Annotated in this window: 13 protein-coding genes and 2 pseudogenes; 10 read left to right on the forward strand and 5 right to left on the reverse strand. The window is 51.4% G+C overall.

Features of this window, described 5'->3' with window-relative positions; genetic code table 11:
- The first annotated feature begins 18 nt into the window (after positions 1–18).
- The 4 genes from CE636_RS01460 to CE636_RS01480 all read left to right on the forward strand — a co-directional run bounded on the left by CE636_RS01460 (position 19) and on the right by CE636_RS01480 (position 3,615).
- On the forward strand, positions 19–723 hold the full coding sequence (locus tag CE636_RS01460) for an IS6-like element IS26 family transposase (protein WP_001067858.1): 705 nt from the start codon (positions 19–21) through the stop codon (positions 721–723).
- A 1,042-nt stretch (positions 724–1,765) separates the two neighbouring features.
- The gene (locus CE636_RS01470) at positions 1,766–2,095 is read left to right on the forward strand and encodes a type II toxin-antitoxin system RelE/ParE family toxin (protein WP_000493286.1); all 330 of its coding nucleotides are present in this window, start codon (positions 1,766–1,768) and stop codon (positions 2,093–2,095) included.
- Positions 2,076–2,357 carry a helix-turn-helix domain-containing protein gene (locus tag CE636_RS01475; RefSeq protein ID WP_000780222.1) on the forward strand — a complete coding sequence of 94 codons (282 nt, stop codon included), beginning with the start codon at positions 2,076–2,078 and terminating at the stop codon, positions 2,355–2,357. Before CE636_RS01470 ends, CE636_RS01475 begins: the two co-directional genes overlap by 20 nt.
- Positions 2,358–2,634: 277 nt before the next feature.
- On the forward strand, positions 2,635–3,615 hold the full coding sequence (locus CE636_RS01480; protein ID WP_016947617.1) for an IS5-like element ISKpn26 family transposase: 981 nt from the start codon (positions 2,635–2,637) through the stop codon (positions 3,613–3,615).
- 316 nt (positions 3,616–3,931) lie between these two features.
- On the opposite strand, the gene CE636_RS01485 is transcribed toward CE636_RS01480, so the two are convergent.
- A complete protein-coding gene (locus tag CE636_RS01485) occupies positions 3,932–4,432 on the reverse strand; it encodes a non-heme ferritin-like protein (protein WP_001752509.1) in 501 nt (166 codons plus the stop codon).
- Between the two features lie 326 nt (positions 4,433–4,758).
- Positions 4,759–5,463, reverse strand: coding sequence for an IS6-like element IS26 family transposase (locus CE636_RS01490; protein WP_001067855.1), 705 nt, complete (start codon positions 5,461–5,463; stop codon positions 4,759–4,761).
- A gap of 79 nt (positions 5,464–5,542) precedes the next feature.
- On the opposite strand from CE636_RS01490, the gene CE636_RS01495 reads away from it, so the two are divergent.
- Both CE636_RS01495 and CE636_RS01500 read left to right on the forward strand, forming a co-directional pair.
- Positions 5,543–6,043 carry a hypothetical protein gene (locus CE636_RS01495; RefSeq protein WP_025999307.1) on the forward strand — a complete coding sequence of 167 codons (501 nt, stop codon included), beginning with the start codon at positions 5,543–5,545 and terminating at the stop codon, positions 6,041–6,043.
- A gap of 149 nt (positions 6,044–6,192) precedes the next feature.
- Positions 6,193–6,834 (forward strand): type A-2 chloramphenicol O-acetyltransferase CatII, encoded by a 642-nt coding sequence (locus CE636_RS01500; RefSeq protein ID WP_001011939.1) that lies wholly within the window; start codon positions 6,193–6,195, stop codon positions 6,832–6,834.
- Between the two features lie 143 nt (positions 6,835–6,977).
- Here CE636_RS01500 and CE636_RS01510 read toward each other — a convergent pair whose 3' ends face one another.
- A complete protein-coding gene (locus CE636_RS01510) occupies positions 6,978–7,682 on the reverse strand; it encodes an IS6-like element IS26 family transposase (protein WP_001067855.1) in 705 nt (234 codons plus the stop codon).
- Between the two features lie 11 nt (positions 7,683–7,693).
- A complete protein-coding gene (gene tetR(D), locus CE636_RS01515; RefSeq protein WP_000113282.1) occupies positions 7,694–8,350 on the reverse strand; it encodes a tetracycline resistance transcriptional repressor TetR(D) in 657 nt (218 codons plus the stop codon).
- Between the two features lie 95 nt (positions 8,351–8,445).
- Here tetR(D) and tet(D) point away from each other — a divergent pair, with 95 nt between their 5' ends.
- From tet(D) to CE636_RS01530, 3 genes and pseudogenes are all read left to right on the forward strand, one after another.
- On the forward strand, positions 8,446–9,630 hold the full coding sequence (tet(D), locus tag CE636_RS01520; RefSeq protein WP_001039466.1) for a tetracycline efflux MFS transporter Tet(D): 1,185 nt from the start codon (positions 8,446–8,448) through the stop codon (positions 9,628–9,630).
- Between the two features lie 94 nt (positions 9,631–9,724).
- Positions 9,725–10,834, forward strand: a complete 1,110-nt coding sequence (locus CE636_RS01525) for an S-(hydroxymethyl)glutathione dehydrogenase/class III alcohol dehydrogenase (RefSeq protein ID WP_000842134.1) — start codon at positions 9,725–9,727, stop codon at positions 10,832–10,834.
- A gap of 21 nt (positions 10,835–10,855) precedes the next feature.
- Positions 10,856–11,278 (forward strand): annotated as a pseudogene (locus CE636_RS01530) (alpha/beta hydrolase-fold protein); the annotation flags it as partial.
- A 45-nt stretch (positions 11,279–11,323) separates the two neighbouring features.
- On the opposite strand, the gene CE636_RS01540 reads toward CE636_RS01530, so the two are convergent.
- Positions 11,324–12,028: an IS6-like element IS26 family transposase gene (locus tag CE636_RS01540; protein WP_001067855.1), complete on the reverse strand. Its 705-nt coding sequence runs from the start codon at positions 12,026–12,028 to the stop codon at positions 11,324–11,326.
- 65 nt (positions 12,029–12,093) lie between these two features.
- Here CE636_RS01540 and CE636_RS01545 point away from each other — a divergent pair.
- Positions 12,094–12,351, forward strand: a pseudogene (locus tag CE636_RS01545) (DUF4113 domain-containing protein); the annotation flags it as partial.
- Positions 12,352–12,662 lie beyond the last annotated feature (311 nt).

Raw genomic sequence — 12,662 nt, forward strand, 5'->3', positions numbered from 1 at the left:
TTGCTGATGGAGCTGCACATGAACCCATTCAAAGGCCGGCATTTTCAGCGTGACATCATTCTGTGGGCCGTACGCTGGTACTGCAAATACGGCATCAGTTACCGTGAGCTGCAGGAGATGCTGGCTGAACGCGGAGTGAATGTCGATCACTCCACGATTTACCGCTGGGTTCAGCGTTATGCGCCTGAAATGGAAAAACGGCTGCGCTGGTACTGGCGTAACCCTTCCGATCTTTGCCCGTGGCACATGGATGAAACCTACGTGAAGGTCAATGGCCGCTGGGCGTATCTGTACCGGGCCGTCGACAGCCGGGGCCGCACTGTCGATTTTTATCTCTCCTCCCGTCGTAACAGCAAAGCTGCATACCGGTTTCTGGGTAAAATCCTCAACAACGTGAAGAAGTGGCAGATCCCGCGATTCATCAACACGGATAAAGCGCCCGCCTATGGTCGCGCGCTTGCTCTGCTCAAACGCGAAGGCCGGTGCCCGTCTGACGTTGAACACCGACAGATTAAGTACCGGAACAACGTGATTGAATGCGATCATGGCAAACTGAAACGGATAATCAACGCCACGCTGGGATTTAAATCCATGAAGACGGCTTACGCCACCATCAAAGGTATTGAGGTGATGCGTGCACTACGCAAAGGCCAGGCCTCAGCATTTTATTATGGTGATCCCCTGGGCGAAATGCGCCTGGTAAGCAGAGTTTTTGAAATGTAAGGCCTTTGAATAAGACAAAACGCTGCCTCATCGCTAACTTTGCAACAGTGCCCCCCGTGAGGCCTATCTGGCTATTGTACAGGATATACGTATCCGCTTAACGAACAAGAACCTCACGCGCGTCTTTCATCAGGGTCCGAATCGATGACGATTCATCATGGCCGTTTATAGTACCGCAGTCTCTCCCCTTTATTTTTACTGAAGAGCAGACAGAAACCATAAACACCGGCGTTGACACGCCGGGGAAGCCCTTATAGTACAATAATTTTCGAAATCCAACCCATCCCGCCTACAGGAATGACGGATTTTTCGGCGGTTCCGGCGTAGACCCACCACAACTGCTGTATAGCTTGTGGGTAAGTGATAATGAAGTGCAAACGAGATGGCACAAATACTCTTTTGGTTTATCTTTTAATTACTTACGTATTAAAAGATAAACCAAAAAATAAAAGACATTACTGTTATCCCCTTTAAAAAGTGGATAACCGAACAGCATCGGCGCGAGCGCCTCAAAAGTAGCTCCCCACGCTAAAGCGCGGGGCATTCAGAACGGAATCCCTCGATGGCTAACAGCTCGCCTGTTAGCCATCGAGGGATTGGACAAATCCGGCCACGCCGGATACGTCAGCAAATATCGCTGAAGAATTAGCTTACACGCTCGTAAGCGGCTCTTACGACCCGCTAACGCGGAGATACGCCCCAACTGCGGCTTCGCCTTGTTGTGACCACTCCGACCGCGCACAAAAGCCTCTGAGCCGCTTTTAGCGGAATATGGCTTTGCAAGGTGAAGGGATGGATAGGCGATCCCTTTCGATCCCTCACTGGTATCGGCGGCTAACCCTCGGTGCTACCTGTCATTTCATCCTGCCGCCTTACATGCGCTAACGCGCATAAATCCCCGTTCCTCAGTGGAACGAAAACTCACGCTAACAGGGTAGTGACCGGGTAGCCACGATAACTGCCAACAAAATTAGCTTATAGGTTAATTCTACCTTGTCTGAAATTAGCCTATAGGTTAATATTAATAGAAATGGGAGGTCACATGTTTAGCGTTGTTTATCACCCGGAAGCCAGGGAAGAAGCCACAGCATTACCCGTAAAAATCAGGGTGAAGTTTGACCGTCTCATCGGCAAACTGGAGTATGACGCCCGATTACTGCGGGAGCCGGACACGAAGCCCCTGGGCGATGGACTTTTTGAGATCCGCACGATGGGGACGGACATAGCCAGGGGAATCTGGGTATACCACAAAGGCAATACCATCATCATGCTCCGTGTTTTCATCAAGAAGTCACAGAAAACGCCAGCGAAAGAAATCGATCTCGCCAAAAAGCGGTTAGCGGAGGTACTTAATGAAACTGGTAAGCCATAAAGAACTGCATAACGAGTGGATGCAGGACGATGAATATCGCGCTGCATGGCAGGAAGAAGAACGTAAGGAAAAGCTCAGGGAGCTGCTTGCTGAATGGCGCAAGCATGACAACCTGACAAAAGCGCAGGTTGCTGAACGCATGGGGGTTACACCTCCGGTTATTTCTCGCCTGGAAAACAACATCACCAAAGCCAGCATCGACACACTGACCCGCTACGCTCACGCCTGCGGCATCAAGAAACCTGTCATTGCCCTGTACTGAATAGCCAGCCCTCCGGGGCTGGCCTTTTTGTTTCGGTCAGTCCCAAAATTTTGTTAAAGCAAGTTTAAAATGTCACCTGTTTCTCCAAAGTTGAAATGTCACTTCTAAGCCAATCTATTTATACATAATCTTTACATCTTTCCCCGGTGACAAAGTGCTAATTGGTCTGTAATGTTCAATGTGTGGCAGGCAAGCCGCCGGTGACTTAGGGAAGGTGCGAACAAGTTCCTGATATGAGATCATCATATTCATCCGGAGCGCATCCCAGAGGGACATCATGAGCCATCAACTCACCTTCGCCGATAGTGAATTCAGCACTAAGCGCCGTCAGACCCGAAAAGAGATTTTCCTCTCCCGCATGGAGCAGATTCTGCCATGGCAGAATATGACCGCTGTCATCGAGCCGTTTTATCCCAAGGCGGGCAATGGCCGACGGCCCTATCCGCTGGAGACCATGCTGCGTATTCACTGCATGCAGCATTGGTACAACCTGAGCGACGGTGCCATGGAAGATGCCCTGTACGAAATCGCCTCCATGCGCCTGTTTGCCCGATTATCCCTGGATAGCGCCCTGCCGGATCGCACCACCATCATGAATTTCCGCCACCTGCTCGAGCAGCATCAACTGGCCCGTCAATTGTTCAAGACCATCAATCGCTGGCTGGCCGAAGCAGGCGTCATGATGACCCAAGGCACTTTGGTGGATGCCACCATCATTGAGGCACCCAGCTCTACCAAGAACAATGAGCAGCAACGCGATCCGGAGATGCATCAGACCAAGAAAGGCAATCAGTGGCACTTTGGCATGAAGGCCCACATTGGTGTCGATGCCAAGAGTGGCCTGACCCACAGCCTGGTCACCACCGCGGCCAACGAGCATGACCTCAATCAGCTGGGTAATCTGCTTCATGGAGAGGAGCAATTTGTCTCAGCCGATGCCGGCTACCAAGGAGCGCCACAGCGCGAGGAGCTGGCCGAGGTGGATGTGGACTGGCTGATCGCCGAGCGTCCCGGCAGGGTAAAAACCTTGAAGCAGCATCCGCGCAAGAACAAAACGGCCATCAACATCGAATACATGAAAGCCAGCATCCGTGCCAGGGTGGAGCACCCGTTTCGCATCATCAAGCGGCAGTTCGGCTTCGTGAAAGCCAGATACAAGGGGCTGCTGAAAAACGATAACCAACTGGCGATGTTATTCACCCTGGCCAACCTGTTTCGGGTGGACCAAATGATACGTCAGTGGGAGAGATCTCAGTAAAAACCGGAAATAACGCCAGAAATGGTGGAAAAAATAGCCTAAATAGGCTGATTCGATGTGTTTGCGGGAAAAAAATCGGCCCAGATCCGCGAAATTTTAATCAGCGAGTCAGCTTGGGAAGAAATGACCTGCTTATTCGCACCTTCCTTAATATAAAGACACAAGCAGAGACATTTTTGGCACGATATAAAAACGCTAAGTTAAAAAATCACTATGACGTGTTGGGTATCAAATGTTCACTGGCATAAACCTCTGTTTCTGATGTAAAACAGATTTTCTGAGGAGGCGTAAAACCTCCTCGTACTGCGAAATTGATTTAGTGATAGCGATCGATCACGCCAACCAGATAGTGGTCGGTTTGCTGCATGTTGATGCCCGCTTTTTTAGCGCTGCGGACTTCATCCAGAATGATTTGCAACAGCGTCCCGTCCACGATTTCCTCTTTTCTGTATCGCTTCAGGAAGTTAATCGCTGACTTATCGTTTGCTGCCTGGGCGTCTTCCGTCAAAGAGGTCAGCGCATTAATGCGCTTCTGGTAATCGCTTACCGTCTGCTCAAACAGATCTTCCAGCGTGGAAAATTCACCGCACCGGGCGTGTTGCTCCTGTAACACCGGCGTGGCGCCGCTCTGTTTGATGTATTCGTACATGCGCATCATTTGCGTCACCGTATTTTGCGCCTGATGACGCAAAAATAGTGCGGTGCCATTAAGGCTATTCTCGCTGCACCTCTGGCTGAGCTGAAGATACAAATTTGAGGTATAAAACTCCTGATTCATTTGCGCATTCAGTTTTTGAACTATTCCGCTAGCGATCATAGGACTTCCTTATTTCTTGTCATCTCAGAAAACGGTCACTCTTCGAAAAAACAACCAGAATAAAAGCGATTTTTTCGCTTTTTTTATTGCGCCTGGTTACGCAGTCATATTCATTTTAAGTCGGGATGCTCCTTATTTAAATATCCAACCCTACTATCGCATTTCTATCTGGCATTATTCTGTGATGGTGTTTCGATATTCACACTCCCTGTGCCAATCCTTTCTTATCGACAGTAGGAAACTTCCTCCGGCTATTCTGCTGAACACGATTAGGGGCACTGTTGCAAAGTTAGCGATGAGGCAGCGTTTTGTCTTATTCAAAGGCCTTACATTTCAAAAACTCTGCTTACCAGGCGCATTTCGCCCAGGGGATCACCATAATAAAATGCTGAGGCCTGGCCTTTGCGTAGTGCACGCATCACCTCAATACCTTTGATGGTGGCGTAAGCCGTCTTCATGGATTTAAATCCCAGCGTGGCGCCGATTATCCGTTTCAGTTTGCCATGATCGCATTCAATCACGTTGTTCCGGTACTTAATCTGTCGGTGTTCAACGTCAGACGGGCACCGGCCTTCGCGTTTGAGCAGAGCAAGCGCGCGACCATAGGCGGGCGCTTTATCCGTGTTGATGAATCGCGGGATCTGCCACTTCTTCACGTTGTTGAGGATTTTACCCAGAAACCGGTATGCAGCTTTGCTGTTACGACGGGAGGAGAGATAAAAATCGACAGTGCGGCCCCGGCTGTCGACGGCCCGGTACAGATACGCCCAGCGGCCATTGACCTTCACGTAGGTTTCATCCATGTGCCACGGGCAAAGATCGGAAGGGTTACGCCAGTACCAGCGCAGCCGTTTTTCCATTTCAGGCGCATAACGCTGAACCCAGCGGTAAATCGTGGAGTGATCGACATTCACTCCGCGTTCAGCCAGCATCTCCTGCAGCTCACGGTAACTGATGCCGTATTTGCAGTACCAGCGTACGGCCCACAGAATGATGTCACGCTGAAAATGCCGGCCTTTGAATGGGTTCATGTGCAGCTCCATCAGCAAAAGGGGATGATAAGTTTATCACCACCGACTATTTGCAACAGTGCCCTGTTTAGAGTACTATATGCGCCTGCAACAGTGGGCCACCGAAAATATTAAAAAACTGCTTTATCTCGCGGGGGATGACGCGGTGATTAATTACGGGAAAATGCGGCTGGAATTTTTGCAGAAAGCACTGGCGCAGGATACCTCCGGTGACTTCTGCTTTCGTGTGCTGCATCCGGAAGTGTCTGGCCCGCCGGATATGAAAAAGGCTTCCGCCGGGTACCGTGACTTTATTATCGGTAACAGAGCGTTGCTGGATCTGGTGAATTCAGCCGGTGAAGGGGCTCCGGTTGCGCATTATTCCGCTGATGAAATTCAGTCATTATTTCCGGCACAAATACAGGGGTCGGTGGATAAATACGGCGATAGTTTCCTGACGGATGATCCGTATGTGCTGGCGGAAGACAAGCTGCAAACCTGTCAGATGGAAATTGATTTAATGGCGGATGTGCTGAGAGCACCGCCCCGTGAATCCGCAGAACTGATCCGCTATGTATTTGCGGATGAGTGGCCGGAATAAATAAAACCGGGCTTAATACAGATTAAGCCCGTATCGGGTATTATTACTGAATACCAGACAGCTTACGGAGGACGGAATGTTACCCATTGAGACAACCAGACTGCCTTCTGATTATTAATATTTTTCACTATTAATCAGAAGGAATAACCATGAATTTTACCCGGATTGACCTGAATACCTGGAATCGCAGGGAACATTTTGCCCTTTATCGTCAGCAGATTAAATGCGGATTCAGCCTGACCACCAAACTCGATATTACCGCTTTGCGTACTGCACTGGCGAAAACCGGTTATAAGTTTTATCCGCTGATGATTTACCTGATCTCCCGGGCTGTTAATCAGTTTCCGGAGTTCCGGATGGCAATGAAAGATAATGAACTGATTTACTGGGAACAGTCAGACCCGGTCTTTACTGTCTTTCATAAAGAAACCGAAACATTCTCCGCACTGTCCTGCCGTTATTTTCCGGATCTCAGTGAGTTTATGGCGGGTTATAACGCGGTAACAGCAGAATATCAGCATGATACCAGGTTGTTTCCGCAGGGAAATTTACCGGAGAATCACCTGAATATATCATCGTTACCCTGGGTGAGTTTTGACGGATTTAATCTGAATATCACCGGAAATGATGATTATTTTTCCCCGGTTTTTACAATGGCAAAGTTTCAGCAGGAAGGTGACCGCGTACTATTACCTGTTTCTGTACAGGTTCATCATGCAGTCTGTGATGGTTTTCATGCAGCAAGGTTTATCAATACACTTCAGCTGATGTGTGATAACATACTGAAATAAATTAATTAATTCTGTATTTAAGCCACCGTATCCGGCAGGATTGGTGGCTTTTTTTTATATTTTAACCGTAATCTGTAATTTCGTTTCAGAAGGCACTGTTGCAAAGTTAGCGATGAGGCAGCCTTTTGTCTTATTCAAAGGCCTTACATTTCAAAAACTCTGCTTACCAGGCGCATTTCGCCCAGGGGATCACCATAATAAAATGCTGAGGCCTGGCCTTTGCGTAGTGCACGCATCACCTCAATACCTTTGATGGTGGCGTAAGCCGTCTTCATGGATTTAAATCCCAGCGTGGCGCCGATTATCCGTTTCAGTTTGCCATGATCGCATTCAATCACGTTGTTCCGGTACTTAATCTGTCGGTGTTCAACGTCAGACGGGCACCGGCCTTCGCGTTTGAGCAGAGCAAGCGCGCGACCATAGGCGGGCGCTTTATCCGTGTTGATGAATCGCGGGATCTGCCACTTCTTCACGTTGTTGAGGATTTTACCCAGAAACCGGTATGCAGCTTTGCTGTTACGACGGGAGGAGAGATAAAAATCGACAGTGCGGCCCCGGCTGTCGACGGCCCGGTACAGATACGCCCAGCGGCCATTGACCTTCACGTAGGTTTCATCCATGTGCCACGGGCAAAGATCGGAAGGGTTACGCCAGTACCAGCGCAGCCGTTTTTCCATTTCAGGCGCATAACGCTGAACCCAGCGGTAAATCGTGGAGTGATCGACATTCACTCCGCGTTCAGCCAGCATCTCCTGCAGCTCACGGTAACTGATGCCGTATTTGCAGTACCAGCGTACGGCCCACAGAATGATGTCACGCTGAAAATGCCGGCCTTTGAATGGGTTCATGTGCAGCTCCATCAGCAAAAGGGGATGATAAGTTTATCACCACCGACTATTTGCAACAGTGCCGTAAGCTGCACCTCAAACCCCCGGATCAGGCTCTCCAGGCCATGCAGAAAGGCCTGCTCACCATCATCACTGTCCATAATCTGCAGCGCTTCCCGCAATAGCGGCGGCAGGTTTTCGTCCGGTGCTGCAGGGCGGTCGGTCAGGGCGGCAGTATGCTCCTGCTGCTCCAGTACGGCACCAAGGGTAAAATGACTGACCGCTGAAATCGCATATAACCCGTCGCGCAGTGAAAAGCCGTTTTCTGTCATAAAGCGTAACTGGGTTTCCACCGTATCATACTGTTTTTCATCAGGGCGGGTGCCGAGGTGCACTTTTGCCCCGTCACGGTAACGCAGCAGCGCCCGGCGGAAACTCATTGCATTATTGCGCAGAAATGACTGCCAGGATTCCCCCGCCGCAGGCAGTGAATAATCATGATGACGCGCCAGGATCTCCACCGCCAGCGCATCCAGTAACGCCCGTTTATTTTTCACATGCCAGTAAAGTGTCGGCTGTTCTATTCCCAGCTTCTGCGCCAGCTTGCGGGTCGTCAGCCCGTCAATCCCTGTCTCATTCAGCAGTTCCAGTGCCGCATCAATAACCGATTCTCTGTTCAGCCGTGCCATGACCGTCTCCTCCGATTTTCAGATTGACACTCTATCATTGATAGGGATATATTCCAACTCTATCAATGATAGGGAATTAACACAGGATCTGAAAAATGAATAAACCCGCTGTCATCGCGCTGGTGATTACACTGCTGGACGCGATGGGAATTGGTCTGATCATGCCGGTATTACCGTCACTGCTGCGGGAATATCTCCCGGAAGCGGATGTGGCAAACCATTACGGCATTCTGCTGGCGCTGTATGCGGTGATGCAGGTCTGTTTTGCTCCGCTGCTGGGCAGATGGTCAGATAAGCTGGGGCGCAGACCGGTGCTGCTGTTATCCCTGGCGGGTGCCGCGTTTGATTACACACTGCTGGCACTGTCCAATGTGCTGTGGATGTTGTATCTCGGGCGGATTATCTCCGGGATCACTGGTGCCACCGGCGCGGTTGCGGCTTCGGTAGTGGCGGACAGCACGGCGGTCAGCGAGCGTACCGCCTGGTTCGGCCGTCTCGGTGCGGCCTTTGGTGCCGGGCTGATTGCCGGGCCGGCTATCGGCGGACTGGCGGGGGATATCTCACCGCATCTGCCGTTTGTCATTGCGGCAATACTGAATGCCTGCACCTTTCTGATGGTCTTTTTTATCTTTAAACCGGCGGTACAGACAGAAGAAAAACCGGCGGAGCAGAAACAAGAAAGCGCAGGTATCAGCTTTATCACACTGCTTAAACCTCTGGCGCTGTTGCTGTTTGTCTTTTTTACCGCGCAGCTTATCGGGCAGATCCCGGCCACTGTCTGGGTATTGTTTACGGAGAGCCGCTTTGCCTGGGACAGCGCGGCGGTCGGTTTTTCACTGGCGGGACTCGGGGCGATGCATGCACTGTTTCAGGCGGTGGTTGCCGGGGCGCTGGCAAAACGGCTGAGTGAGAAAACCATTATTTTCGCCGGATTTATTGCCGATGCCACCGCGTTTTTACTGATGTCTGCTATCACTTCCGGATGGATGGTGTATCCGGTCCTGATCCTGCTGGCAGGCGGCGGAATTGCACTGCCTGCATTGCAGGGCATTATCTCTGCCGGGGCATCGGCGGCAAATCAGGGAAAACTACAGGGTGTGCTGGTCAGCCTGACCAATCTGACCGGCGTGGCGGGCCCGCTGCTGTTTGCTTTTATTTTCAGTCAGACACAGCAGAGTGCGGACGGTACGGTGTGGCTGATTGGCACGGCACTGTACGGTCTGCTGCTGGCAATCTGTCTGCTGATCAGAAAACCGGCACCGGTGGCGGCCACCTGCTGACCGGCGCTATACAGGCAGCGCTGTTGTGCGGTATGGTGGACGGCATTCGTGCTTATCGCCTGCCATGATAAGCCTCAGACACAGAGGAACCGTTATGAAATCACGCGCAGCAGTCGCCTTCGGGCCGGGTTTACCCCTTGAAATTGTTGAAATTGATGTGGCACCGCCGAAGAAAGGTGAAGTGCTGGTGAAAATCAGTCACACCGGGGTATGCCATACCGATGCCTACACGCTTTCCGGTGATGATCCGGAAGGTCTGTTCCCGGTGGTGCTCGGCCATGAAGGTGCCGGGGTGGTGGTTGAGGTCGGTGAGGGCGTGACCAGTGTGAAACCGGGCGACCATGTGATCCCGCTGTACACCGCCGAGTGCGGCGAGTGTGATTTCTGTACCTCCGGTAAAACCAACCTCTGTGTTGCCGTCCGCGAAACCCAGGGCAAAGGCGTGATGCCGGACGGCACCAGCCGTTTTTCGTATAACGGTCAGCCGCTCTATCACTATATGGGCTGCTCGACATTCAGCGAATATACCGTTGTGGCGGAAGTATCACTGGCGAAAATCAATCCGCAGGCCAATGCGGAGCAGGTTTGCCTGCTCGGCTGCGGCGTGACCACCGGGATCGGCGCGGTACACAATACCGCGAAGGTACAGGAAGGGGATTCTGTGGCGGTATTCGGCCTCGGCGGTATCGGGCTGGCCGTGGTGCAGGGCGCACGTCAGGCAAAAGCGGGGCGCATCTTTGCCATCGATACCAATCCATCCAAGTTTGAGCTGGCAAAACAGTTCGGCGCCACAGACTGCATTAATCCCAATGATTATGACAAACCTGTTCAGCAGGTGCTGGTCGAAATGACCAAATGGGGTGTGGATCATACCTTTGAATGTATCGGCAATGTCAATGTGATGCGGTCGGCGCTGGAAAGTGCGCACCGTGGCTGGGGGCAGTCGGTAATTATCGGGGTGGCGGGTGCCGGAAAAGAGATTTCAACCCGTCCGTTCCAGCTGGTGACCGGCCGGGTCTGGAAAGGCACGGCGTTCGGCGGCGTGAAAGGGCGTACCCAGTTGCCGGGAATGGTGGAAGATGCCATGAGCGGCAAAATCGAGCTGGCGCCGTTTGTCACGCACACCATGGAACTGGATAAAATCAATGAAGCTTTTGATTTGATGCACGACGGCAAATCCATCCGCACAGTCATTCATTACTGATAACGTATTCAGGGAGATACTATGGAACGGATTGAACATCACGTCTGTTTCGGCGGCAGCCAGGAAGTCTGGCGTCACCACTCTGCGGTGACCGGCACGCCGATGACTTTTTCCGTGTTTCTGCCGCCGCAGGCAAAAACAGAGAAATGTCCTGTGCTGTACTGGCTTTCCGGGCTGACCTGCAACGAGCAGAATTTTATCACCAAAGCCGGGGCACAGCGTTACGCAGCGGAACACGGCCTGGTGATTGTCGCGCCGGATACCAGTCCGCGCGGCAGTCAGGTGGCGGATGATAAAGAGTACGATCTCGGCCAGGGTGCCGGGTTTTATGTCAATGCCACACAGGAGCCGTGGAAAGCGCATTATCAGATGTATGATTATATTCTGAATGAGCTGCACACCCTGGTAAGCGGGCATTTCGGCACATCGGAAAAACGGGCACTGTTGCAAAGTTAGCGATGAGGCAGCCTTTTGTCTTATTCAAAGGCCTTACATTTCAAAAACTCTGCTTACCAGGCGCATTTCGCCCAGGGGATCACCATAATAAAATGCTGAGGCCTGGCCTTTGCGTAGTGCACGCATCACCTCAATACCTTTGATGGTGGCGTAAGCCGTCTTCATGGATTTAAATCCCAGCGTGGCGCCGATTATCCGTTTCAGTTTGCCATGATCGCATTCAATCACGTTGTTCCGGTACTTAATCTGTCGGTGTTCAACGTCAGACGGGCACCGGCCTTCGCGTTTGAGCAGAGCAAGCGCGCGACCATAGGCGGGCGCTTTATCCGTGTTGATGAATCGCGGGATCTGCCACTTCTTCACGTTGTTGAGGATTTTACCCAGAAACCGGTATGCAGCTTTGCTGTTACGACGGGAGGAGAGATAAAAATCGACAGTGCGGCCCCGGCTGTCGACGGCCCGGTACAGATACGCCCAGCGGCCATTGACCTTCACGTAGGTTTCATCCATGTGCCACGGGCAAAGATCGGAAGGGTTACGCCAGTACCAGCGCAGCCGTTTTTCCATTTCAGGCGCATAACGCTGAACCCAGCGGTAAATCGTGGAGTGATCGACATTCACTCCGCGTTCAGCCAGCATCTCCTGCAGCTCACGGTAACTGATGCCGTATTTGCAGTACCAGCGTACGGCCCACAGAATGATGTCACGCTGAAAATGCCGGCCTTTGAATGGGTTCATGTGCAGCTCCATCAGCAAAAGGGGATGATAAGTTTATCACCACCGACTATTTGCAACAGTGCCGACATAACTACGCCAAGGCAGGCGTCATGCTGAACGATTTCAAACCTGCTGGCGTGACTCAGCTCTCGCTGTTTGATGAAGGGAAGCCTTATGCGAACAGCGATGCACTCATGAACGTACTGGATACGATCAATAATTCAGGCAAAGGCAAAGTATGGTTTGCAGGTCGAGGCATCGCACCGGCGTGGACAATGAAGAGAGACATGCTCTCTCCGGCTTACACGACCCAGTGGGACTCCATACCGATCGCTACACTCTGAAGTATCACAATCAGGGAAAATGTATACAGGCTGCTCAGTCTCATTAGCTGGTGGTTGATATTTGCACAACAATAACTATTCCAATATGCCGCTACTGCTATTTGATAATGCCTGGGGAATTTTGACATGGTCACTCGTCGTTTTTTTAGAGTTAATCTTCAAACAGCAGCCCCGACCCTTCTGTAAACAAAAAGTACGAGCGTATCTGGAGAACAAGGGGGTTGTTTTGGCGCTGCTCTGTGTCTACACAGAACCATACATAGCCCAATACGAACGTGGTAACTGGACTGTTAGTCACCGCCTGGCACGAC

Origin of the sequence: Klebsiella sp. LY (assembly GCF_004010915.1) — a bacterium.
GTDB lineage: Bacteria > Pseudomonadota > Gammaproteobacteria > Enterobacterales > Enterobacteriaceae > Klebsiella > Klebsiella quasipneumoniae.

Coding starts and splice junctions, on each gene's coding strand:
- CE636_RS01460 (WP_001067858.1), top strand. CDS start 19: ATGAACCCATTCAAAGGCCGGCATTTTCAGCGTGACATCATTCTGTGG.
- CE636_RS01470 (WP_000493286.1), top strand. CDS start 1,766: ATGTTTAGCGTTGTTTATCACCCGGAAGCCAGGGAAGAAGCCACAGCA.
- CE636_RS01475 (WP_000780222.1), top strand. CDS start 2,076: ATGAAACTGGTAAGCCATAAAGAACTGCATAACGAGTGGATGCAGGAC.
- CE636_RS01480 (WP_016947617.1), top strand. CDS start 2,635: ATGAGCCATCAACTCACCTTCGCCGATAGTGAATTCAGCACTAAGCGC.
- CE636_RS01485 (WP_001752509.1), bottom strand. CDS start 4,432: ATGATCGCTAGCGGAATAGTTCAAAAACTGAATGCGCAAATGAATCAG.
- CE636_RS01490 (WP_001067855.1), bottom strand. CDS start 5,463: ATGAACCCATTCAAAGGCCGGCATTTTCAGCGTGACATCATTCTGTGG.
- CE636_RS01495 (WP_025999307.1), top strand. CDS start 5,543: ATGCGCCTGCAACAGTGGGCCACCGAAAATATTAAAAAACTGCTTTAT.
- CE636_RS01500 (WP_001011939.1), top strand. CDS start 6,193: ATGAATTTTACCCGGATTGACCTGAATACCTGGAATCGCAGGGAACAT.
- CE636_RS01510 (WP_001067855.1), bottom strand. CDS start 7,682: ATGAACCCATTCAAAGGCCGGCATTTTCAGCGTGACATCATTCTGTGG.
- CE636_RS01525 (WP_000842134.1), top strand. CDS start 9,725: ATGAAATCACGCGCAGCAGTCGCCTTCGGGCCGGGTTTACCCCTTGAA.
- CE636_RS01540 (WP_001067855.1), bottom strand. CDS start 12,028: ATGAACCCATTCAAAGGCCGGCATTTTCAGCGTGACATCATTCTGTGG.